Genomic DNA, 23,457 nt, shown 5'->3' on the forward strand with positions numbered 1-23,457 from the left:
TTAGTTGGTCTTCAACTGGCCGACGCGGTTTTCGGCAATCCAGCGGGCGGCAAGCACCAATGCGCCCATACTGAAATCCTTGCCGTGTTTGGCCACCATTTCTTCCGACAGCTTGGCGAGCCGTTCGAAGAATTCGTCCTTGCTCTCGTCCTCGGGGGTGGGTTCGGTTTGCATTTTGTGCTCCTTTTGCATGCGGCCTGCCTTTGCTATTTGAACATCTGTGCGGGAAAGGTGACGATCGCGGCGGTGCCGTCGGCTGCGCCCACTGCCAGGTGGCGTCCGTCGCCGGACCAGACAAGCGCGGTCACCGCGCTGCCCAGCGGCCTGACGAGGAGTTCGTCTCGCGCGCCGATCTGGGCGATGGTGATCCGGCCGTTGGCATAGCCGGCCGCAATCAGTTTTTTCTCCGGGTGCGCAGCCACTGTCTCGACCGGAACCAGCCCGGCTCGGCCGGTCTCCAGCGCGCCCGAGGTGTCGCCGACAAGTGGCGGAGCGGTCATCGACCAGCCGGCGATCCGGAAGGCGCCCGACGCAAACAGCGCATGCTCCGGCCGGCTCCAGCACAGTGTCCTGACCGGCGATGGAAATCCCGCGACGATGCCGTAGCGATCATCGGTCATGCTGACCAGGGCAAAGCCGCCTGTTTCGAGCCCACAGGCCAGCCATGTGCCATCGCCACTCCAGCGGATCGACACCGGGCGCGCCGAAAAAGAAACGTCGCGTATCGGGGTAGCGTCGCCGTCGACCGCCCAGATCGATAGTCCATCATCCCGGCCGCAGGCTAGGCGCCTTCCGCCTGGCGAAAAGGCTAGCGCATCCGTGGACGGTGTCGCATCGTGTCGCAGTCGTACTGCATCGCCTTGGCCGCGTGCCAGGAAGACATCCTGGCCGTTGCTGACGGCTGTGATGGCCGTCCGGGGGTTGTGGTCGACGGCGACGACCGGCCCGTCGATCTTGACCAGCGTCTCCATCACATTGCCGTCCGCGGCCAGATGCACCGCTTCGCCAGCCACCGTTCCAACGAGGAAGCCGAAGGAAAAATAGCTGGCGAGCGGGACGTCTCCATCCCCCAACGCAGCGGTGGCGATCAATGGTGCCGGTGGCTTCTCCCGCGGGCGGATCGTCGTCTGGCCGAGATCGCCGCTCACCCTGATCCGCGATTCCGGCGGCTCCTGGTCCGCGACCGCGGCTATGGCGACCGTTCCGTCCACGCTGGTGCATGCGACAGCCGAGCCATCGGCGCTGAAGCGCAGGTTGGCGATCGCCGACGGGCGACGCCAGCTTCGCGCCAGCAGGTCGAACAAGGTCAGGTTCTGTATCGCGTGCTGGTTCATGACCATTCCCTTCGTCAGTTACCCACCGTCGCCGCGAGGCTGCGGTCGACGTCCTCGACGTCGGCTTCCGCGGCGGCGATGCGTTGCTCGCACCTCGCGCCTTCCTGCATGACCGCCGCGGCTCTCTCCTCCGCCTCATGCAAATCCTGCACCAGTTGCGCGCTGGCGCCGCTCCTGCCGATTTCGAGTTCCAGGCGCAGCACCTCCATCTCGATACCGGCGCGTTTCTGATCGAGCCGCAGCGCCTCGGCAGTCAGCGCGGAGACGTTGGCGACAAGATCGAGCCGGCGGGCGAGCAACATGTCACGCCTGGTAGTTTGCCCCATCGGATCCTCCATCATTTTTCGGTCCCAGCCGTCGGTCCGGTGGTTTTTCGAAAGCCGATAGCAATTTGGGCAATGTGCCGGCCTGCGACTGGAACTGTTTTTCGGCCGTTTCGATGTGGCTCTTGAGCTGATCCCAGATGTCGACACGGATCATCGATGTCGTATCGCCGGTAAGGCGCTCGATCTCCTCGACGCGGAACTGCCGCGACAGCGAAACGCCGGAAAACACGAAGTCGCGCAACAGGATCGCATGGTTCTCGATGAACAGATGGATCATCGGATGCGTTTCCGTGGTGACGCCGCCGGCGGCAAGCTCGGCCCGGATGAAGTCTTGGAAGTGGCTCTGGAGGCGATGTTGGCTCTCGCCCATAAAGCGCATGACAAAGACCAGGTCACTGGGCATCAGCCTGACAAGATCGCCGGTGACGCCATCAGCCTGGCTGGACATTGGTTCGGGCTGCCTCCGGCTGTCTTTGTCGTTCGCCACGGTTTTTCTCCAGTGCGAGGCCCGCCCGTGAGCCATCGCCCTCAAATAGTAGAGAAAGGAGAAGAATAAAATAGATGATGTGTGTTTTTTCAAATTTGCTGCGAATGCTAACTTGATATATCGCAATTGCGAATAGATATTAAATATTACATGCGTACGTTACAACTGTAAAAGAACGTTACAGTTGCCGTCCTCTTCATGTGCCGAAAGGGCGGCGATTTGTTTTTAGCGTCAGGCACGGGCGCCATTTTCAAGTTGGCACGGCGCTTGCTTTATACATTTCCACAAGAAGCCCATCGCGCTTTTGACGCGGTGCCAAAAGAACGAAGGAACGGAGGAAGCAGGTCACCTCGCTTCGATACGCCCATCGCAAATGCGGTTGGCTCCGCGGTCCCTGCCAAACGCCTCGAGAACCTTTGCCACGATCCACTTGAATGGCCGGACCATGAGTCGCGCCTGACTGCGCAACCCTTTGTCGTGCCGTTCGCACTCTCACTAGCGGTGCTGTGCGCCGCTCCATGCCGGGGGTCAAGGGACCTGCGGCTCAAACCTGGTGGAGGCTTATGACCATGACGTCTCTGACGCTCAACAAGATTACCTCGCAACGCGGAATCTCCGTCGGCGAGGCAACCAAGAAGATTGCCGATCTCGGCTGGAATCCTTCCTACGTCCAGGAAGCGATGACGTTTCCGACGGACTACAAGATCAACAAGACGCCGCGCGACCCGATGAAGCAGGTTTTGCGGTCCTACTTCCCGATGCAGGAAGAGAAGGACAACCGGGTCTACGGCGCGCTGGATGCGGCGCTGCGCGGCGACATGTTCCGCAATGTGGAACCGCGCTGGGTCGAGTGGATGAAACTCTTTTTGGCGATCATTCCCTTCCCGGAAATTTCGGCTGCCCGCTCGATGGCGATGGTCGCCCGTATCGCCCCTGGCGAGGAACTCAGGACCGGCTTCACGATGCAGATGATCGACGAGTTCCGGCACTCGACGATCCAGATGAACCTGAAGAAATGGTACATGGAGAACTACATCGATCCGGCTGGCTTCGACATCACCGAGGAAGCCTTCGGAAAATGCTACGCCACGACCATCGGCCGGCAGTTCGCTGAAGGCTTCATCACCGGCGACACCATGACTGCCGCCTGCATGTACCTTACCGTGGTGGCCGAGACCGCCTTTACCAACACGCTCTTTGTCGCCATGCCTTCGGAAGCCGCCCGCAACGGCGACTATGCGCTGCCGACCGTCTTCCTGTCGGTGCAGTCCGACGAGAGCCGGCATATCGGTAATGGCCACTCACTGCTGATGGCGGCTCTCAAGGAGCCGGAAAATCATCTGCTGCTCGAGCGCGACCTGCGCTATGCCTTCTGGCAGAACCACGCGATCGTCGATGCGGCCATCGGCACCTTCATCGAATACGGCACCACCAACCGCGACAAGAACAAGGAGTCTTACGCGGAAATGTGGCACCGCTGGATCTATGAGGATTACTACCGCACCTACATGCTGCCGCTCGAGAAATACGGCATCAAGGTCCATCACGACGACGTCCAGGCGGCCTGGGAACGCATCACCAAGAAGAACTATGTCCACAAGGTCGGACAGTTCTTCGCGGTCGGCTGGCCGGTCAACTTCTGGCGCATCGAAGCCCAGACCGACAAGGACTTCGAGTGGTTCGAGCACAAATATCCGGGCTGGTACGCCGAATTCGGCGACTTCTGGAAATGGTACGCCAAGCTCAGCCACAAGGGCGAGAAGGTACTGCTGTTCAACAGCGACGTCGGCTACGTCTATCCACATCGCTGTTGGTCCTGCCTTGTTCCCTGCCTGATCCGCGAGGATATGGTGGTCGGCGAGATCGACGGCCAGTTGCACACCTTCGCCCACGAACTCGACAAGTGGACTGCCACCGTGGCGTTCGCCGACGAATATCAGGGCCGTCCGACACCCGCGATGGGCCGCTTCAGCGGCAAGCGCGAATGGGAGACGCTCTATGACGGCTGGGATCTGGCCGATGCCATCAAGGACCTGAACTTCGTCCGCTCCGACGGCAAGACGCTGGTCCCGCAGCCGCATATGCGTTTCGCCGACAAGGAGATGTGGACGCTGGACGACGTGCGAGGCAACAAGCTCGGGTCGCCGCTCAACGCGCTGCGTGCCATGTCACCCGCGGACCGTGAGAAGCACCTGGCGGAATACCGGGCCGGCTTCACGATCACCCCCTGCAACTGATCAGGCCAAAGGGGGGCGGGTTCGTCCCGCCCCTTCCTTTCACTGGAGGTCCGTATGTCGGAAACCCACACGGTCAGGCTCAGCCCGGTCGGCGTCGAATTTGATGTCGAAAATGGCGAAACGGTACTCAACGCCGCTTTCCGCCAGGGCATCGCCCTGCCGCACGGCTGCAAGGAAGGGCAATGCTCGGCCTGCAAGAGCGTGGTGCTCGAAGGCGAAGTCGACATGCTGAAATACTCGACTTTCGCGCTGAACGACATGGAGAAGGAGAGCGGCCACGTCCTTTTGTGCCGCTGCATCGCCTACTCCGATCTGGAAGTCGAGCTTCTCAACTACGACGAGGAGATTTTGGCGAAAGCGATCGCCGTGAAGACGTTCAACGGCCGGATTGCTCTGATCGAGCACCTGACCCACGACATTCGCGGCATCGAGATCGAACTCGGCTCGCCGATAAAGTTCTGGGCGGGGCAATATGTCGACATCACGGTTACCACGGAAAAAGGGGAGACGATTACGCGCTCGTTCTCCATGGCAAATACGCCGGACCAAACCGAAAAACTCTGCTTCATCATCAAAAAATACCCTGAGGGAAAGTTCTCTGGAGAACTCGATTCCGGAGGAATCAAGGTTGGAGCCGAAGTCACCGTCGTCGGACCCTACGGAACCTGTTTCCGTCGGGAAGAACGGCAAGGACCCCTAGTCCTGGTCGGCGCCGGCTCGGGCATGTCGCCGATCTGGTCGATCCTCAACGACCATCTGAAGAGCGGCGAGAAACGTCCGGTCTATTTCTTCTACGGTGCCAGGACCCGCAACGACCTGTTCTATCTCGACAGGATCGCCGAGCTGGTCGGCCAGCATTCGGATGTCACTTTCATTCCCGTGCTGTCGCACGCGACTGATGACGCCGAATGGGAAGGCGAACGCGGTTTCGTACACCAGAGTGTCGATGCCAAGCTCAAGCAACTTGCGGTCGACGGGCAGGGCGATGTCCATGCCTGTGGCCCGCCACCGATGATTGATGCGCTTCAGCCGGTTTTATTCATGAACGGGTTCGAGACGGAGCGGATCTTCTTCGACAAGTTCATCACATCGACAGGTGCTACGCCGACCCACTGAGGGGACGGCCACGCAACTGCAACCACAACTGCAACAAGGGAGTGAAGACTATGCCAGCTATCTCGAGTTCAGTCGGATCCGGAGCCGCCGGCGCGGCGATCTTTGCCGATTCCGACAGCCGGAAGTACCGGTATTTCGACCCGAAGGGCCAGCGCGCCACGCACTACGAAGACATGACGGTCGACGTGCAGCCTGACCCGGAGCGTTACCTGATCCAGGACTGGATCATCTCCTTTGCCGACGGCAAGGGCGCTTATGTCAAGCAGAACACTGCTGCGCAGAGCTCCAACTGGCATGCCTTTCGCGCCCCCGATCAGGAATGGGAACGCACGCACTACCAGCGCCAGTCGAAAATCGAGACGATGGTGCAGAGCGTCATCAACAACGCCCGCAAGTCGGGGGCGCCCAAGACCTTCGACAAGGCCTGGGTCAAGATTCTGCAGACGCAGCTCGGCGCCTGGAAGCACTCCGAATTCGGGCTCGGCACCTCGCTGATGCAGGCGCAGCGTTACGGCTACACCCAGATGATCAACAACGCGACGCTGACCAACTCGTCCTACAAGCTGCGGCTTGCCCAGGACATCACGCTCTACCTTGCCGAGATCGGCATGGACCTTCCCGGCTGGGACGACGAACTTGGCAAGAAGGCCTGGCTCGAGGACAACAACTGGCAAGGTACCCGCGAGGCGGTCGAAACCATCATGGGCGCGACCGACTATCTCGAACAGTATTTCGCCATCAACATCGTCTTCGAGCCGCTGGTCGGGGAAGCATTCCGCTCAGGCTTCCTGATGCAGATCGCCGCCGCCAACCACGACTTCATAACGCCTGCGGTGATCTCGGCCGCCGAGGCCGACTACGAACGCAACCTCGCCAACACGATCGACCTCATGCACATGCTCGCCAACGACGAGAAGCACGGCGCGGCGAACAAGAAGCTCTTCCAGGGCTGGGTCGAGAAACACGGCGCGCTCGCCGACAAGGCAGCCACCGGCCTGCAGCCGATCTGGTCGATGCCGCATTCCAAGCCGGTCGCATTTGCGGATGTCCGTGCCAAATCCGAGGAACGGATTGGTCAGATACTCCGCGAACTTGGCCTCAAGCGGTGACACAGGGAGAAACCGTCATGTCAACTGCAGCACGCGACGCATCGCAATCCAACATCTTCAGGGCGATGAAGGACATCACCTTCGAACAGACGATTTCGCATCAGTGCGGCGTCACCATGAACGACTCGGTGGAAGCCAGGGCCATCGCTGAATTCATGGGCCTGAAGCCGAACGTGACCGTAACCTACCAACCGGCGATGATCCGGATCGACGGCACCGGCAAACTGATCTTCAAAATGGACGAGATCAGCGAATATCTCGGCCGCGAGATGACGGCGGAAACGTTCGAGGTCAACAGCTCGACCCACTACGGGCGGATGGTGCGCATCGACGACAACACCGTGATCCTGTTCGGCAACATGGACGAGATGTTCGAATACATCGAATAGCCAGCAAAAAATCAGGCGTGCCGGCTGGTTGCGGCACGCCGAACCGATCAACACGCATCTTGCGGAGGAAAGAATGTTTAGGACACCGGAAGGCAAGGATATTTTCGTGGTCGACGGCCACACCCATTTCTGGGACGGCAGCCCGGAAAACCAGAAGAATATTCACGGCAAGCAGTTTATCGATTGCTTCTACGCCTATCACACGGGGATGAGCCCCAAGGACCAGCTGTGGGAGAAGAGCAAGTTCGAGAAATACAGTGCCGACGATCTCTATCGCGACCTGTTCATCGACGGTCCAGATGACATGGCGATCGTCCAGTCGACCTATCTCAAGGACTTCTACAAGAACGGCTTCAACACGATCGAGCGCAACGCCGAGGTGGCCAAGCGTTATCCGGAGCGTTTCATCGTCAACGGCGCCTTCGATCCGCGGGACGGTGAGAAGGCGCTTGAGTACATCCATTTCCTCAAGGAGACCTACGACGTCAAGGGCGTGAAGATGTACACGGCCGAATGGAACGGCGCCTCCAAGGGCTGGAAGCTCACCATCCCGATGCCTACAAATGCTTCGAACTCTGCGACAAGCTTGGCATCAGGAACATTCACGTCCACAAGGGCCCGACGATCCTGCCGCTCTCGAAGGATGCGTTCGACGTGCATGACGTCGATCATGCGGCGACGGATTTCCAGGGCCTCAACTGGATCATCGAGCATTGCGGCCTGCCGCGTCTTGACGATTTCTGCTGGATCGCGACCCAGGAAACCAACGTCTATGGCGGGCTTGCGGTAACGCTGCCCTTCATCCATTCCCGCCCGCGCTATTTCGGCGAGGTCATCGCCGAACTGCTGTTCTGGATCGGGCCGGAGAAAATCCTGTTCGGTTCCGACTACGCGATCTGGACGCCACGCTGGCTGGTCGAGAAATTCTGGGCCTACCAGATCCCCGACGACATCGCCGCAGAACGCGGCGTGCAACTGACCGACGAGATCAAGGAGAAGATCCTCGGTCTTAATGCCGCGCGTCTCTACAACATCGACATCGCAGCCAAGAAGAAGGCGCTCGCCAGTTCGCCCTTCAGCATCGCGGCGGAGTAGGGGCCATGGCAACCGCCGCCAGCGTTTCCGGCAACCGCGAGAAGGAGCTCTGGCGGTGCCTTGGTGAGGTCAATGACCCCGAACTCGACGAACCGATTACCGAGATGGGCTTCGTCGAGCGAGCCGTGATGACGGGCGATGGCAGCGTGGAGATAGATTTCCGCCTGCCGACCTACTGGTGCTCGCCCAACTTCGCGTTCCTGATGCTGGACGGCGTCCGCAAGGCGCTCGACCAACTCTCATGGTCGCCGGCCTATCGCGTCAAGCTGCACGACCACATGTTCGCGGAAGAGGTCAATCGCGGCATGGCAGCCGGCAAGACATTCGGCGATATTTTCGCTGAACTTGCCGAGGATCAGGATCTCGGCGCCTTGCGCGAAACCTTCAGGATGAAGGCATTCAAGCGGCGCCAGGAGGCGGTTTTGCGGGGCCTTCGGCAGCATGGTCTGACGGATCGGGAAATCCTCGGCATGGACCTGCCGGCATACGACGTCGCGCGGCTCGAGGCGGGCGAAGCGGCCAAACAGAAGCCGAGATACCGGGCGGCTCTGATCGAGCGTTTTCCCGGCCGCCGGGCGGATGATCCTGTCTTCGTAACCTGGGAAGGGCAACGCATACAGACTGCCGCACTCGGCGCCCATCTCGCTGAACTGCGCGGTGTGCGCGTCAATATGGAGTTCAACGGCGCGCTTTGCCGTGGGCTCAAGCAGACCAGATACAAGGAACTTCATGTGGTCGACGGCGAACCGACACTGGTCGATTTCATCATGGATCGCGTGCCGGCACGAGCCGCGCCGACCGCCTGAAGTAGAGCCGAAAACAACGGCCTCCCTTGCACGAGGCCCCTAACCAACAACCCGCCCGTAAGGCGGAAGGAGGAATCATGCCCAAAATAATGCTTCACAACTCCGACGCCCGTCGTGCTCTCGCCCGTGGCGTCTTTCGGCTGGCCGCTGCCGTCGAGCCGACGCTCGGCCCCAAAGGCATGAACGCGATGATCGATCGGCCGATCGGCACGCCGATGGTGACCCGTGACGGCGTCAGCATCGCCTCCGAGATCGAATTGCACGACCGTTTCGAAAACATGGGCGCGCAGGTCGTTCGCGAAGTGTCGATGCAAACCAACGAGGTCGCCGGCGACGGTACCACGACTGCCATCGTGCTCGCCAACGCTCTCATCCAGGGCGGTGTGGAAGCGAATGAACGCGGCGTGAAATCCGTCGATCTGTGCAAGGGTATCGACCTTGCCGTGACAGCGGTGGTGGCGGCGCTCAAGGCTTCGGCCAAACCGGCTAAGGGCAACGGCATTCTCGCCTCGGTCGCCAACATTGCGGCGACCAATACCAAGCTTGGCGCACTGGTGGCGGAAGCCCACCAGCGGGTGGGGGCCGAAGGCGTCATCACCACGGACTTCAGCGTCACCACCGAGACCACGCTCGATGTGGTCGAGGGCATGTCCTTCGACCGCGGCTATCTCTCTCATCACATGGTGACTGACCAGGAGAAGATGGAGGCTGTTCTCGAACGGCCGTACATCCTGATGACCGATCTCAAGATCAAGCAGCCCGAGGCGCTGGATGCGGCTCGCCGCATTGCCGCCGAGGATGGTCGGCCGCTGCTGATCGTGTCCGAGGAAATGTCGCCGGAAGTCGTGGTAACGCTGCTCGGCAAGCAAGGACCTGGAAAATACCTCGTTGTCCATCCGCCGGAATATGGCCATTGGCGCAAGGCGATGATGGAGGATCTGGCGATCATCACCGGCGGCAAGGTGATCGCGCGCGACCTCGGCGGTCGGCTGGAGGACATCACCGCCGACGATCTCGGAACGGCTGACCGGGTGAAGACCAGTTCGTCCTACACCTCGATCATCCGCGGCGGCGGCGACCACGCGGCAATCGCGTCGCGTCGCGCTCAGGTGCAGCGGCAGTATGAAGCTTCGCCGCCGAATATCGATCAGGACAAGTTGCGCGAACGCCTGGCCAAGCTTTCTGGCGGCACCGCGATTCTCTATGCCGGCGGTGTCACGCCGGTCGAGCAAAAGCGAACCATTCAGCTCATCGAGGATTCGCTGAATGCGGTGCGCGCCGCATCCGAAGAGGGCGTGGTCGCCGGAGGTGGCTCGGCGCTTGCCCAGATCGCGCCGCTGCTCGACAAGGTGGCGGCAGACGTCGACGGCGATGTCGCCGAAGGCGTGCGCCTGGTGCGATCGGTGCTGTCGCGGCCGCTCTGGCGCATAGCCGTCAATGCCGGCGCCGATCCCGAAGCGGTCGTGGCGGAAGTCACGCGCATCAACGGCGGCTACGGCTACAACGCGTCTGCCGGCAGCTACCAGAACATGTTCGAGGCAGGGATCATTGATCCGGTCCGCGTCACCTACACAGCACTCGCCAACGCAGCTTCGGTGGCGACGCTGATCCTGACCACCGAAACGCTGATCGGCCATCTCGCCGAGGACGAGGACCCGACGGCCGGACCGGCTCGCGGTGGCGGCTCTGAAAAGCTCGGCCGCGCCTGAAGCAATCCGAACAATCTCGACGTTGAAAGGATACGACGATGAAAGCTGCCAGACTTTACGAATACGACCCGCATATGAACGTCCAGCTCAGGGTCGAGGAGGTCAAGGCGCCGACCATTACCGCTCCCGACGAGGTCATAGTGCGGGTAGGTGCTGCCGGCCTCTGCCGAACCGACCTCCACATCATCGAGGGTGTGTGGAAGCCGACCATGGATCCAGAGGGGACGCTGCTGCCTTACATCATGGGCCATGAAAATGCAGGCTGGGTCGAGGAGGTCGGCAGCGGCGTCAGGTCGGTCAAGCGCGGTGACGCCGTGATCTGCCACCCCTTCCGCTCGTGCGGCATCTGCCTCAACTGCCGCCACGGCGAGGATATGTACTGCGATAACGGCCAATTTCCGGGCCTCGGCATGAACGGCGGTTTCGCGGAGTATTTCATCACCAGCGAGCGTTCGTTGATCAAGCTGAACGCCAACGTCACGCCGATCGAGGTGGCGCCGCTTGCCGATGCCGGCATCACCGCTTATCGCGCCGCCAAGCGCGCCGCCAAACTGCTGCGACCAGGGAGCTATTGTGTGCTGCTCGGCATAGGCGGGCTCGGCCACATCGCGCTGCAATCGCTGCACGCGATCTCGGGCTGCCGCATCATCGCCGTCGATCGCGAGCCGGCAGCACAGGTGCTGGCCAAGGATCTCGGCGCCGACTTCGTCCTCGATGGCGGGCCGAACGTCATCGAGGAGGTCAGCCAGATCACCGGCGGAGGCGCCCATGTGGTCATCGATTTCGTCGGCGAGCTCGGCGTCGAAAACATCTGCTGGAAGATGGTGCGCAAGGGCGGGCAACTGTTCGTCGTCGGCTATGGCGGCAATATCAATGTGCCGACCGCCCATCTCGTCATCGAGGAGATCAACATCGGCGGCAGCCTGGTCGGCAATTTCACCGAGCTTATCGAACTGATGGAGCTCAACGCCGACGGCAAGGTGAAGATGCACTACACCGAATACAACCTTGCCAGCATCAACACTGCGCTCGACGATTTCAAGAACCGCCGGTTCACCGGCCGCGGCGTCATCGTGCCCTGAAATATATGGGCCGGATTTCGCGCGGTCGGGTGCGGTGTCCGGTCACATCTAGAGGGAGAGAAAGGGTCCGGGCGGCATCACCAAGATCGGCGCGGCTGTGGCAATTTCGCTGACCATTGGCATGACTTTCCCCAGCCAGTGGCGCGAATGCCGCTCGGCGCTTTTGTGCCGGTGACGGGTTCTGATCCTAGAGGAAACCGCGGCGGATGCCGTATTGGTCGAGTTTGCGATAGAGTGTCGGCCGGGAAATACCGAGCCGCCGCGCGACCCGACTGAGATTGCCGCCCTCGGCCGCCAATGCGTTCTTCATCGCCTGGCGTTCCGCCTCGACGAGTGTGCCTCCAGGCGACTCGGCCGACAGGGTCTTGCCATCATCGGACGTGGCGCTGGGCGCCGCGATTTCACCGGGGAGATCGTGGAGCCCGATATCTCGGCCCCGCGCCAGGACATGCAACCGCCCGATGAGGTTCCTCAGTTCGCGTACATTGCCCGGCCATTGATAGGCGAGCAGGGCATCGAGCGCTTCTTGGGAAAATTCCAGCGGGTCCTCGCCCGCTGCGGTGGCGATCTGCCGGTTGAAATGTTCGACCAGCAGCAGCACATCCTCGCCACGCTCGCGCAGCGGTGGAACAGTGATCGAAACCGCGCCAATTCGATAGTAGAGATCGCGGCGGAATCGGCCTGTGGCAATTTCGTGCTTGAGATCGCGATTGGTCGAGGCGACCAGGCGCACGTCCACCGGGCGGCCCCGGCTGTCGCCAATGCGGTTGACCACGCGCTCTTCCAGGACACGCAGCAGAAACGGCTGGATCTCGAGCGGCAATTCGCCGATCTCGTCGAGACTGAGGACGCCGCCATGGGCGAGCTCGAAAACCCCCGGTTTGCCTTCACGCGAGGCGCCGGTAAAGGCGCCGGCGACATGGCCGAACAACTCGCTGCCGAACAGGTCCCTGGTGATCGCCCCGCAATTCATGGCGATGAACGGATCGTTCGCCGTGCGCCGGCCGCCGGCATGGACAAGCCGCGCAAACAGCTCTTTCCCGACCCCTGTTTCACCCTCGACCAACAGCGATGTTACGCTGCTCGACCGGGCGACGCGGCGGGCGACGTCGATGGCGGCATGCAGCGCTTCGCTTTCGCCGACGATCATGGCGACAGCATCCTGAAGATGCTTGTTCACTTCCCGGTGGACCACCGCCGCACTGGAGACTGCCGGCACGGAGGGGAACACCAGCGCCGCGCCGCGGAGGTCGCCATCGAGCTTGAGCGGGGTGATATGGCAGGATCGCAGATGGGCCGGCAGCGCCCTGGCAAGGTCGGCTTCGGAGCCGGAGGACGGAAGGTTCATCAGCCAGCGGCCACGGCCTGGCTCCATCGGGCCGTCCATCATCTCAGTGGCCTCGCCATCAGGCACATTGTTGCAGAAGATGGCACGACCGCGGTGGTCGACGATTACCAGCCCGTCCTTTCGGCGGTAGCCGGGAGCCGATGAAATGAAAGCTTCGAGCAGGCGCGTGCGCTGTTCCTGCTGCTGTTCGGCCAATGCCTTTTCGATCTGCCGGGCTGTCGCGGCGACGAGCGCGGTGTTGTGCGGCCTGAAGATCGGCGAATAGCCTGACAGGTCGACCACACCGATGATCTTGCCGTCCAGCGGGTCGCGAATCGGCGCGCCGGCGCAGGTCCAGGATTTGATGCCGGCACAGAAATGCTCGGCCGCATGCACGAAAGTCGGCTCGCCGGTCCACAGCGCCGTACCGATGCCGTTCGTCCCGACGGCATCCTCGTTCCATTTGCCGCCGATGGCCAAGTGGATATCCATGCCGTCATGCAGCGTCTTCTTGTCGCCGATGGCGTCGATCAGCACGCCGTCGCTGTCGGCCAGAACCAGCATCGCGCCGGTCCCGTCCAGTAACTGGCCAAGCGATGCGAACGACCGCCGCGCCGCCGAAAGCAGTTCTGCATTGGCCCGGGTAAGATATTCGATTTCGTCGCGATCACTGCTCAGCGGCGCTTCAATGCCTTGAGCGTTGATGCCGCCGGTGGCACTGCGATACCAGGAATCGTGAATGAGGGAGCGGACGTGGCTTGGGTGGACAGCATCGCCGGCGCATTTGGGCTCGTCAGCCAGGAAACTTTCCCAGGCGCGCATGGTGGCATGCTCGTCATAGTCGATGTTGCTCAGAGCCATTTGGCCGGTGGTCAGCGATCTACGCGCCGGAAGGGCATCGATCTTCATCTGATTTGGGGCTATCTCGCGTTTCATTCAGTCATCACAGAACCTTTGTTTCATTCAGTCATCACAAAACCTTTGAGGCATGCCATTTCTGTATGCTGTCGCGTTCGTAGGCTGCCGCGAGTTGGACGTGAAGAAGCACGCCCAGGCGTTAGCCTGATCAGTTGATGCCGAGTTTCGCGCCGATGTCGAAGGCAAGCTGTTCTTCGGTATAGGTGGCAGCGAGGCGGGATCCGTCCATGTCGGCAAGCGCCTCGGCAACGATTTCGTCGACCGGCGAGAAGAAGCCATTCTGCTTTGTAGCCAGCACGAAGACCTGGTCGCCGCCGCGGTCGCGGATATCGCCGATGTGATGAAGTTGACGGCCGGTGTTCCGATCCTTCGAAATGACGCGGCCGTTCATGGTGACTTGGATGGACGGCTTGGCCTCGGCAACCGGTGCCGCGCCGCCACCGACATGGATGATCAGGCCTTCCGCCTTTGGTTGCTGTCGTGGCTTCCTGGAAGCTGAATAGCCGCCACCGCTGATCTGGTCGGCAAGGCGGACGATGGTCGAGCGGTTCTGCTCGATCAGTCTTTTGACGTGTGCGTCCTCGCGCCGCGGGCCATCCCGCTTGGAGATAATCTCGACCATGAATCCTCCCAGATTCGCTCCGCGTCGCCGTTTCTACAGCTCAATTCTTCTTTTGCGGTGAACCCTACACCGCCTCGGCGAAGTTCGCCATTCATATCAAGATAGCGCCAAAATTTGCTTTGCTGGTAGCAGGCGGCTGCTACACGGGATTTCCGATAACCGGAACGCCCGCTTGCTCAGATGCACGCCCGCTGCCATGCCGGCCTCGGCATGCGGCTTGACTTCATTGAGGCGACGGTGAAAGGCGAGAGGCTCGACTTGCGACGGACTATCTGCTCGCCAGCGTCGCTACAAGATCGCTGAAGCGTTCGCCCTGGATGCTGACATGCTGCCGCAGGAGCGTGCGCGCCTGCTCCGCGTCGCCGGCGAGGATTGCTTCCACGATCGCGCCATGCTCGGCGAACGACGTGGCAACGCGGTTGCGCACGCGCAGTTGGAGACGCCTGTAGGGCTGCAGACGGCGGTGCAGTGCGACGCACTGCTCGGCCAGAAAACCGCTGTGGCTGGCAGTGTAGATAGCTTTGTGAAAGCGTTCGTTATCGTAATAATATGCGTCGCTGTCGCCGGCCGAAGACGAACGCTCGCAATCTGCATGCGCGGCCAGGATAGTTGTGCGATCGGCATCGGTGAACCGTCGCGCGGCCAGCGAACCGGCCAAGCCTTCAAGTTCCGCCATCACCTCGAACATTTCGAAAATGCGGTGCGGTCCCGGATCGATCACCACGGCACCCCGGCGCGGCCGGATCTCCACCAGCCCGATTGCGTTCAACTGCATCAGCGCCTCGCGCACCGGCGTCCTCGACACGCCGAAGCGTGTTGCCAATTGCACCTCGTCAAGTCGTGCACCGGGGGCGAAGTCGTTCGAGATTATGCCGTTTTCAATCTCGTCACGTAGGCGCTGAACGACATTCTCCGACATTTTCTGGGCCTTCCAATGCAGCATGATAAATCTTGTATGCAAGAACATTGACTTTGCGTACAAGAACGTTTAAGAACAATACCACAAAAGGCAAGTCGCACACAAATGGGTGGACGCATCCGAGCACCCGGCACGCGTCGAGGCCGCGCGGCGGGTCTGCTTGCGCCGATTTCGATTTTTTTGCCAGGAGGGACTCCGACATGGCAGGCATCTCGTTCTTTAGCGATATGGTGCAAAGCATTACCGATCGCGGCCGCAGGCTGGTTGCGGCAGGGGCGCGCAGCGAACCGGTCCAAGCCGAGACGAATATCGAAACACTCTGCGACATGCTGTTGTCCAGCCGGGGCGAGGCCTCGGGCATGGCATTGGCCGCCGAGGTCCTTCAGCGCTGGGCCCAACTGGACGCGGCCGGTCAGCAAGACTTCGCGCGTATGCTGCACGAACAGTTCGGCCCAGACATCGCCAAGCTTGACAAAGCCATCGAGCGCTACCGCAGCGACAGGAGCTCGGACGCCGTCATCGAACTGCACCAGGCCGCCGAGCCGCGTCGCCAGGAACTGGTGCGCAGACTGAACCTGGCCCCCAAAGGCACGGCAAGGCTGGTGGAGATGCGCGAACGCCTATTAGCCATGAAGGATGCGACGGAACCGTTTCGCGCTGTCGATGCCGACTTCGCCCACCTGTTCGGCTCATGGTTCAACCGCGGTTTTCTGACCCTGCGTCCGATCGACTGGTCCACGCCAGCTGACATCCTGGAGAAGATCATCAAATACGAGGCGGTGCATGAAATCGCCGGCTGGGAGGAGCTGCGGCGGAGGCTAGCTCCAGCCGACCGCAGATGCTTTGCGTTCTTCCACCCGCGTCTCGCAGACGATCCGCTGATCTTCGTCGAGGTTGCGCTGACCAGGGCGATTCCCTCTGCCATCGCTGATGTGCTCGATGTAAACCGTTCGCCGATCACGGCCCAGGACGCCACCACCGCTGTCTTCTATTCTATCTCCAACTGCCAGGACGGACTGCGTGGCATCTCTTTCGGGAATTTTCTGATCAAGCAGGTGGTGGAGGATTTGCGCCGCGACCTGCCCGGCTTGAAGACCTTCGTGACGCTGTCGCCGGTTCCGGGTTTCGCTGGCTGGCTGGCAAGACTGCGCAAGGCGGCCGATGCCAGCCTCGATGATCGGACCCTCAAGACGCTCGAGCTGCTGGACGATCCGGGCTGGGCGGACAATCCGCCGAAGGCACAGGCCGTTGAAGCGGTGCTTCTCCCGCTCGCCGCACGCTATTTCATTAGGGAACGAGCCACCGGCAGACGGCCGGTCGATCCTGTGGCGCGTTTTCATTTGGGCAACGGCGCTCGCCTTGAACGGCTGAACTTCCTCGCCGATCGCTCCGCCAAGGCGATGCGGCAGTCCCACGGCTTGATGGTCAACTACTTTTACAAGTTGGACGACATCGAGGCGAACCACGAAGCCTTGGCGCAGCATGGCGAAATAGCCGCTTCGCCGGAGGTAAGAAAACTGGCGGCAACCGCTTCGACCGACACCGATATCGCGGCCCCGGTTCATCGACGCCGCACCGAAATGCAGAAAACCTAATAAGCAGATTGGGAGGAGTTCAATGAGCAATCATCTGTTCGACGCCATGCGAGCATCCGCTAAGTCAGGCGAGTCGATTTTCATCGAGACTATTGATGGTCAGCGTTGGACCTATGCAGATGCGCTGCGGCTCTCCGGACAGATCGCCAGCGCAATTGATGTGCTCGGCGTTCGCCCGGGCGACCGCGTCGCGGTCCAGGTGGACAAGAGCCCGCAGGCTCTGATGCTCTATCTCGCATGCGTGCGCTGCGGGGCGATCTATCTGCCGCTGAATACCGCCTATACGCTGGCTGAACTCGACTATTTTATCGGTGACGCCGAACCGCGGCTCGTCATCGTCTCCTCGAAGTCGGGAACTGATGTCGAGACGATCGCGCACGGCTACGGCGCGATTGTCGAAACGCTCGATGCGGACGGCGCCGGGTCGCTCATGGAGTTGGCCCGCGACGAGTCTGACGATTTTCTCGACGCGGCGCGCGCGCCTGACGATCTCGCCGCGATCCTGTACACATCTGGAACCACCGGCCGTTCCAAGGGCGCAATGCTGACGCACGACAACCTTTTGTCCAATGCAATAGCACTGCGCGAATGGTGGCAGGTGACGGCAGCCGACCGGCTGATCCACGCGCTGCCGATTTTTCACACGCATGGGCTCTTCGTGGCGACCAATGTCACACTCATCGCCGGCGCCTCGATGTTTCTGCTGCCAAAGTTCGATCCGGAGGAAATCCTTTCTCTGATGCCGCGGGCGACGCTGATGATGGGCGTGCCGACCTTCTATGTCCGGTTGCTGCAGCATGAGGGCCTGAACCGGGAGACGGTCGCCAACATCAGGCTGTTCATCTCCGGCTCGGCGCCGTTGCTCGCTGAAACGCACGCCGCATTCGAGCAGCGCACCGGTCACGCCATTCTCGAACGCTACGGCATGACCGAAACCAACATGAACACCTCAAACCCCTATGACGGCGAGCGAAGGGCAGGGACAGTAGGTTTCCCACTCCCGGGCGTGTCGGTGAGGGTCACCGATCCGGCCACCGGCGAGACGCTCGGACCAGGCAAAACCGGCATGATCGAGATCAAGGGCCCGAACGTTTTCCGGGGTTATTGGCGGATGCCTGAAAAGACCGCGGCGGAGTTCACCAAGGACGGCTATTTCATCAGCGGCGACCTCGGCAAGATCGATGAGGCGGGCTATCTCCACATCGTCGGCCGCGACAAGGACCTGGTGATCTCCGGCGGCTACAACATCTACCCGAAGGAAGTCGAGGGTGAGATCGATCAACTCGACGGCGTCGCCGAGAGTGCGGTCGTCGGCATTGCACATCCGGATTTCGGCGAGGGGGTGACGGCCATCGTGGTGCTCAAGCCCGGTGCCACAATGGACGAAAAGGCCGTGCTGAACGCGCTGCGCGACCGCCTCGCGCGCTACAAGCAGCCGAAACGGGTGATCTTCGCCGAGGACCTTCCGCGCAACACCATGGGAAAGGTGCAGAAGAACCTTCTGCGCGACCGGTTCAGCAACCTGTACATGCCCGCCTCCTAGAGCATGATGCCGAAAAGTGTGAAGCGGTTTTCGGACGACATCATGCTCTATCTCTTTGATTTAGAGCCGGATTTAGATTTCAGGTCGACTCCTGAAATCATCCGGCTCTAGGAGGCGCTGACGACCCTGCGTTGGTGCTTGGGAGCGAGACCAACGCAGGCTGATCTACCACCGATGGAAATGAGAACGGGCGCCTGAAGGCGTTTCCCGAGGGAGGAAGCTATGAACATCCAGATTCTGTCGATTGCGCTGCTGATCGGCATGTTCGTGATCGCCACCATGCAGCCGATCAATATGGGCGCGCTCGCCTTCGCATGCGCCTTTCTGGTCGGCTCGCTCGTCATGGCGATGAAGCCGGCGGAAATATTTGCTGGCTTCCCGAGCGACCTCTTCCTGACATTGGTCGGCATTACCTACCTGTTCGCCATCGCCCAGATCAACGGTACTATCGATTGGCTGGTCGAGGGCGCGGTCAAACTGGTGCGCGGACATGTGGCGTGGATTCCCTGGGTCATGTTCCTGGTCGCGGCCGTCATCACCGGCTTCGGTGCGCTTGGACCTGCGGCGGTCGCCATCCTGGCCCCGGTGGCGCTGGGTTTTGCGTTCCAGTACCGCATCAATCCGGTCATGATGGGATTGATGGTTATTCACGGTGCACAGGCGGGCGGCTTTTCGCCGATCAGCGTCTATGGCGGCATTACCAACCAGATCGTCGAAAAGGCGGGGTTGCCGTTCGCGCCGACATCACTGTTTCTCTCCAGCTTCTTCTTCAATCTGGCCATCGCCGTCCTCGTATTCTTCGTCTTCGGCGGCTCAAAGGTGCTGCGTAAGTATTCGGTCGCGTCGGGACCGCTGCCTGACCTCCACCCCGAAGGCGTCACGCAGTCAATCGTCGGCCACGGCGGCACGCCGGCTACTCCGATCAGCCATCACGTCTTTGAGGAGCAGACAAAAAATGTGTCGGCGCTTTCCGGCCTGACTACGGAAAGGCTGACGACATTAGTCGGCCTAACCGCGCTCGCGGTCGGCGCACTTGTCTTCAAGTTCAATGTCGGCCTGGTGGCGATCACCGTCGCGGTCGCGCTCGCGCTCCTCTCGCCAAAGACCCAAAAGGCAGCGATCGACAAGGTCAGCTGGTCGACGGTGCTCCTGATCGCCGGCATCATCACCTATGTCGGCGTCATGGAGAAGATCGGCACGATCGACTACGTCGCCCAAGGCATTTCAAGCCTGGGCATGCCGCTGCTGGTTGCACTCCTCCTCTGCTTCACCGGCGCCATTGTATCGGCATTCGCCTCGTCCACGGCATTGCTGGGAGCCATCATTCCACTGGCCGTGCCCTTCCTCCTGCAGGGACAGATCAGTGCCATAGGTGTGGTTGCGGCGATCGCGATCTCCACCACCATCGTCGACACCAGCCCGTTTTCGACCAACGGTGCGCTGGTCGTCGCCAATGCCCGGGAAGCAGAGCGCGAGGGCGTGCTGAAGACGTTGCTGATCTACAGCGCGCTTATCGCCATCATCGGCCCTGTCATCGCCTGGCTGGTTTTCGTGGTCCCCGGTTTGGTTTGAATGGTCGGCCAATCAGTCTGGCCGCTCCGGTGCAATTTGACCGGCGGCCAGGCTTGACCCGAAATGATCTGATCGGCGTCAACAAGAAAAAAGGCGGCGCAGGCGGAGCTGATTGCCTATCAAGGCAGCCGTTTGGCCGATAGCGCCGCCCGCCCTGCCTGGCGGGCTGTCGCTGCTCATGCGGCGGGTGAGGGCGCGTAGCGGCTGCCCAGCGAATAGCGGCTGCCGACATAGGTGAGCTTGTTGACGGTGGCGACCGCCGCGCCCGACCAGGTCCGCCGATGCAGGAGCAGGCATGGGTCGCCGGGTCGGATCTTCAAATGGCGGGCCGCCATCTCTTCTGCGGCGACGGCCGAGATCACATGCTCCACTTCCGTCAGCGGCGTCGCCCGCTGCAGGTAGTCGTAAGTGGTGGTCGCCACGAAATCTTGCCGATGGTAGTCCGGTGCGAGCGCCGGATTGACAAAGCGTTCCTCGAGTTGGACGGGCACATCGTCTTCGAAATGCACGATGATCGAATGGGCGACCGGTCTGCGGCGCGTGAACTCGAAGGCGACGACGAGGTCCAGCGCCGGGTTGCGAATCTTCTCGAGGACGATGACCTCGGCCCTGTGGCGTGCGCCGCGCGCGGCGATCTCGCCGGCGATGTTCCTGATTTCGATGAGGGCCGATTGCGGTTTCGGCGGCGCCACAAAGGTGCCTACGCCCTGGATACGCAGCAGGTGGCCTTCCGAGGTCAGTTCCCTCAGCGCCCGGTGCACCGTCATCCTCGAGACGCCGAGCGTGCTGACCAGCTCGTTTTCGGAAGGCAGCCTGCGGTCCTTCGGCCAGTTGCCACTGCCGATATTGCCAAGCACGTAGTCCTTGACCTTTTCGTAGAGCGGCCCGGCGGTTTCGGTAAGCCTGATCATCGTCCGCTCTCCATCCGGACGATGGTCTTCAACCCGCCGCTCACGCCGGCGATCAGGCGCTGGTAAGCGGCGGGAATTTCGCCGATCGCGATCTCGTCGGACACGAAGCGCGACAGCGCGGGCGCGAGATCGCCCAGCATCGAGACGGCCGGCGCAAGCTCGTCGGCGAAGGCGTGGCAGCCGACAAGCGCGATCTCGCGCTCGACCAGCAAGTTGGGGTCGAGGTCGAGGCGGCCATGCGAAATGCCGACCAGCGCCAGCGTGCCGCCGCCGGCCAAAACATCGAGCAGCCGCGCCATCACCGCCACGCTGCCCGTCGCGTCGATGGCATGGCGCAGATTGGGGGCATGGCGCAGATTGGGATCACAGGGCAGGGCGTCCAGGTCGACGACGGTCGCGCCGCTCACCTTGGCCACAAGCTCCGCACGCGCCGTATTGCGGTCGGCGACGAGGACCTGTCTCTCGCCTGGCCGCGACAGGAGCAGCGCAGCCAATCCGCCGATCGGGCCGCAACCAGCGATAAGCACCGGCGCTGCGGCCGGCGCCGCCAGCCGCCGCACCGCGTGCAGGGCGACCGCCAGCGGCTCCGCCATGGCGGCGATCGCGGGATCGAGCGTGGGGTCGTGGCGCACAAGCAGCCGCGCCGGCAGCTGCGTCTCTTCCGCGAAGCCGCCGTCGCAGATCTCGCCTACAAAGCCCAGTCTGGCACAGACATTATGCCGGCCGGCCAGGCAGGCAGGACACTCGCCGCACCAGAAGCGCGAATCGGCCACGACCCGGTCTCCGAGCGCAAACTGGGACACGCCGGCCCCCACGGCAGTCACTTCGCCAGCGAACTCATGTCCAACGACGCTCGGCGCGCGGCTGATCCACTGACCGGTGCGGAAGTTGTGGAGGTCGGAGCCGCAAATGCCGGCGGCCGTCACCTTGAGCCGCACCCAGCCAGGCGCTGGTTCGCCGGGAGATGGCACGTCCTCAACCCGCAAATCGCCCGCCGCATGGAGTCTGGCCGCCTTCATCATCCGCTACCGCGCCAGATATCGGTCGCGCACGTCGGAGACGGCGTGTTCATGCGAGGAGAAGCCTTCATAACGGGCAAGTGTGCGGGCATGGCGCGCGAATTCCGGATAGGCCGCTTCCGTCACGTAGCCGATCGAAGAGCGCTTGACGAAATCCGTGACCGAGAGCGGTCCACAAGTACGCGCCCAGCGACTGGTCGGCAGCACGGCGTTGGGGCCCAGCCCGAAATTGCCGATCGAGACCGGCGTGTGCGGTCCCATCAGGATCTCTGCAGCTTCGGTGATGTGGCCAAGGTGCGCGAAGGGGTCGGTGGAGAGGATCTCCAGGTGCTCCGGTGCGTAGTCGTTGATGAAGCGGTAGCTCTCCTCGATCGAGGCCGTCAGCACAATGCCGCCACAGGCGCCGGTCAGGACCGCGGTTGAGAACGCGACCCGTTGCTCGGTCATGCGCGCCCAGTGCTCCGGCAGCGCGGCCAGTGCCTCCTCCGCCACGCGGCGGCTGTGGGTCACCAGATAGGCAGACGAGTCCGGTCCGTGCTCCGCCTCGATGAGGAGGTCGAGCGCGGCCAGCCCGCCATGCACGCTGTCGTCGGCGAGGATGATCGCTTCAGACGGGCCGGCGGGAAGGCCAGGATCGATGACGCCGGCAAGCAGCCGCTTGGCCGCAACCACCCAGGGGCTGCCTGGACCGACAATCTTGAGCGCGGCCGTGATCGTCTCTGTGCCGTAGGCGACCGCGGCGACCGCCTGCGCGCCGCCGCATTTGTAGACCGTTTCGACGCCGGCGAGGCGCGCCGCAACCAGCGTCGCTGCGTCCACCGAACCATCGGGCGCCGGCGGCGTGACGATGGCAAGCTCCGGAACGCCCGCCACCACTGCGGGCACTGCGGTCATCATCGTCACCGAAGGGAACGCCCCTTTGCCGCGCGGGACATAGAGCGCCACCGAGCGGATCGGCGTGAAGCGGTCGCCGGCAAAGGCGCCGGGCCGCATTTCCTTGAGCCACATCGCTTCCGGTTTCTGCTCTTCGTGGAAATGCCGGATGTTGTCGATGCCGAAGCGAATGGCGGCGATCACGTCCTCGTCGACCATGCCGAAGGCGGCGTCGAACTCGGCGGGGCTGACCTTCAGTCGCGTGGCATCGAGATCTGCCTTGTCAAAGTCGCGGGCGAAGCGAACGAGCGCGGCGTCGCCTTCTGTTCGGACCGCCTCGATGATCGGCGCGGCCTTCTCCATAAAGCCAGAGAGATCGGTCTCTGAGCGCCGCATCAATGCCGAACGAGCGGCGGCGTCGAGTTGTCTCAAATCGTGGAATGATACGTTTGGCATAGGATTTCCTTT

At 61.9% G+C, this 23,457-nt stretch carries 20 protein-coding genes and 1 pseudogene; 11 read left to right on the forward strand and 10 right to left on the reverse strand.

Annotated features, from left to right (window positions below; genetic code table 11):
* Genes AC0L2Z_RS02700 through AC0L2Z_RS02715 form a run of 4 tightly spaced genes read right to left on the reverse strand, consistent with a single transcriptional unit; the run spans window position 1 to window position 2,147 of the window.
* Window positions 1–174 carry a hypothetical protein gene (locus tag AC0L2Z_RS02700; protein ID WP_167366274.1) on the reverse strand — a complete coding sequence of 58 codons (174 nt, stop codon included), beginning with the start codon at window positions 172–174 and terminating at the stop codon, window positions 1–3.
* A gap of 32 nt (window positions 175–206) precedes the next feature.
* Complete coding sequence (locus tag AC0L2Z_RS02705) at window positions 207–1,334, reverse strand: WD40 repeat domain-containing protein (protein ID WP_473626569.1); 1,128 nt, start codon at window positions 1,332–1,334, stop codon at window positions 207–209.
* A 14-nt stretch (window positions 1,335–1,348) separates the two neighbouring features.
* Window positions 1,349–1,636, reverse strand: coding sequence for a hypothetical protein (locus AC0L2Z_RS02710; protein ID WP_287394699.1), 288 nt, complete (start codon window positions 1,634–1,636; stop codon window positions 1,349–1,351).
* A gap of 1 nt (window position 1,637) precedes the next feature.
* Entirely contained in the window at window positions 1,638–2,147 is a 510-nt protein-coding gene (locus AC0L2Z_RS02715; RefSeq protein WP_473626571.1) for a hypothetical protein, read from the reverse strand.
* Window positions 2,148–2,710: 563 nt separating this feature from the next.
* Here AC0L2Z_RS02715 and AC0L2Z_RS02720 point away from each other — a divergent pair.
* From AC0L2Z_RS02720 to AC0L2Z_RS02755, 8 genes and pseudogenes are all read left to right on the forward strand, one after another.
* Window positions 2,711–4,384 carry an aromatic/alkene/methane monooxygenase hydroxylase/oxygenase subunit alpha gene (locus tag AC0L2Z_RS02720; RefSeq protein ID WP_023799652.1) on the forward strand — a complete coding sequence of 558 codons (1,674 nt, stop codon included), beginning with the start codon at window positions 2,711–2,713 and terminating at the stop codon, window positions 4,382–4,384.
* 54 nt (window positions 4,385–4,438) lie between these two features.
* Window positions 4,439–5,500: a 2Fe-2S iron-sulfur cluster-binding protein gene (locus AC0L2Z_RS02725; RefSeq protein ID WP_473626573.1), complete on the forward strand. Its 1,062-nt coding sequence runs from the start codon at window positions 4,439–4,441 to the stop codon at window positions 5,498–5,500.
* A 50-nt stretch (window positions 5,501–5,550) separates the two neighbouring features.
* Window positions 5,551–6,609 (forward strand): aromatic/alkene monooxygenase hydroxylase subunit beta, encoded by a 1,059-nt coding sequence (locus AC0L2Z_RS02730; RefSeq protein ID WP_023799650.1) that lies wholly within the window; start codon window positions 5,551–5,553, stop codon window positions 6,607–6,609.
* A gap of 17 nt (window positions 6,610–6,626) precedes the next feature.
* Window positions 6,627–6,998, forward strand: coding sequence for an MmoB/DmpM family protein (locus tag AC0L2Z_RS02735; protein ID WP_023799649.1), 372 nt, complete (start codon window positions 6,627–6,629; stop codon window positions 6,996–6,998).
* Between the two features lie 73 nt (window positions 6,999–7,071).
* Window positions 7,072–8,093: pseudogene (locus tag AC0L2Z_RS02740) on the forward strand (amidohydrolase family protein).
* Between the two features lie 5 nt (window positions 8,094–8,098).
* Window positions 8,099–8,899: an iron-sulfur cluster assembly protein gene (locus tag AC0L2Z_RS02745; RefSeq protein WP_128167862.1), complete on the forward strand. Its 801-nt coding sequence runs from the start codon at window positions 8,099–8,101 to the stop codon at window positions 8,897–8,899.
* A gap of 77 nt (window positions 8,900–8,976) precedes the next feature.
* Window positions 8,977–10,608 carry a molecular chaperone GroEL gene (gene groEL / locus AC0L2Z_RS02750; RefSeq protein WP_128167861.1) on the forward strand — a complete coding sequence of 544 codons (1,632 nt, stop codon included), beginning with the start codon at window positions 8,977–8,979 and terminating at the stop codon, window positions 10,606–10,608.
* 38 nt (window positions 10,609–10,646) lie between these two features.
* Entirely contained in the window at window positions 10,647–11,690 is a 1,044-nt protein-coding gene (locus AC0L2Z_RS02755; RefSeq protein ID WP_473626574.1) for an NAD(P)-dependent alcohol dehydrogenase, read from the forward strand.
* Window positions 11,691–11,877: 187 nt separating this feature from the next.
* On the opposite strand, the gene AC0L2Z_RS02760 is transcribed toward AC0L2Z_RS02755, so the two are convergent.
* The 3 genes from AC0L2Z_RS02760 to AC0L2Z_RS02770 all read right to left on the reverse strand — a co-directional run bounded on the left by AC0L2Z_RS02760 (window position 11,878) and on the right by AC0L2Z_RS02770 (window position 15,476).
* Window positions 11,878–13,953, reverse strand: a complete 2,076-nt coding sequence (locus AC0L2Z_RS02760; protein ID WP_128172143.1) for a sigma-54-dependent Fis family transcriptional regulator — start codon at window positions 13,951–13,953, stop codon at window positions 11,878–11,880.
* A gap of 130 nt (window positions 13,954–14,083) precedes the next feature.
* Window positions 14,084–14,557 (reverse strand): hypothetical protein, encoded by a 474-nt coding sequence (locus AC0L2Z_RS02765; protein ID WP_128167859.1) that lies wholly within the window; start codon window positions 14,555–14,557, stop codon window positions 14,084–14,086.
* Window positions 14,558–14,825: 268 nt separating this feature from the next.
* Window positions 14,826–15,476 carry a GntR family transcriptional regulator gene (locus tag AC0L2Z_RS02770; protein ID WP_128167928.1) on the reverse strand — a complete coding sequence of 217 codons (651 nt, stop codon included), beginning with the start codon at window positions 15,474–15,476 and terminating at the stop codon, window positions 14,826–14,828.
* A gap of 200 nt (window positions 15,477–15,676) precedes the next feature.
* Here AC0L2Z_RS02770 and AC0L2Z_RS02775 point away from each other — a divergent pair, with 200 nt between their 5' ends.
* The 3 genes from AC0L2Z_RS02775 (at window position 15,677) to AC0L2Z_RS02785 (ending at window position 20,186) form a co-directional block, all read left to right on the forward strand.
* Window positions 15,677–17,071 (forward strand): malonyl-CoA decarboxylase, encoded by a 1,395-nt coding sequence (locus tag AC0L2Z_RS02775; protein ID WP_128167858.1) that lies wholly within the window; start codon window positions 15,677–15,679, stop codon window positions 17,069–17,071.
* Window positions 17,072–17,093: 22 nt separating this feature from the next.
* On the forward strand, window positions 17,094–18,614 hold the full coding sequence (locus AC0L2Z_RS02780) for a malonate--CoA ligase (protein WP_473626576.1): 1,521 nt from the start codon (window positions 17,094–17,096) through the stop codon (window positions 18,612–18,614).
* A gap of 222 nt (window positions 18,615–18,836) precedes the next feature.
* Window positions 18,837–20,186, forward strand: coding sequence for an SLC13 family permease (locus AC0L2Z_RS02785; RefSeq protein WP_128172146.1), 1,350 nt, complete (start codon window positions 18,837–18,839; stop codon window positions 20,184–20,186).
* 176 nt (window positions 20,187–20,362) lie between these two features.
* Here the strand turns inward: AC0L2Z_RS02785 and hutC are convergent, their stop codons facing one another.
* The 3 genes from hutC to hisD are packed head-to-tail and all read right to left on the reverse strand — an operon-like array spanning window position 20,363 to window position 23,445.
* A complete protein-coding gene (hutC, locus tag AC0L2Z_RS02790) occupies window positions 20,363–21,097 on the reverse strand; it encodes a histidine utilization repressor (protein WP_023799637.1) in 735 nt (244 codons plus the stop codon).
* On the reverse strand, window positions 21,094–22,116 hold the full coding sequence (locus AC0L2Z_RS02795) for a zinc-dependent alcohol dehydrogenase (RefSeq protein ID WP_031255122.1): 1,023 nt from the start codon (window positions 22,114–22,116) through the stop codon (window positions 21,094–21,096). Before AC0L2Z_RS02795 ends, hutC begins: the two co-directional genes overlap by 4 nt.
* A 6-nt stretch (window positions 22,117–22,122) precedes the next feature.
* Window positions 22,123–23,445: a histidinol dehydrogenase gene (gene hisD, locus AC0L2Z_RS02800; protein WP_031255121.1), complete on the reverse strand. Its 1,323-nt coding sequence runs from the start codon at window positions 23,443–23,445 to the stop codon at window positions 22,123–22,125.
* Window positions 23,446–23,457 lie beyond the last annotated feature (12 nt).

The sequence above is a fragment of the Mesorhizobium sp. WSM4850 genome (genome assembly GCF_055811735.1).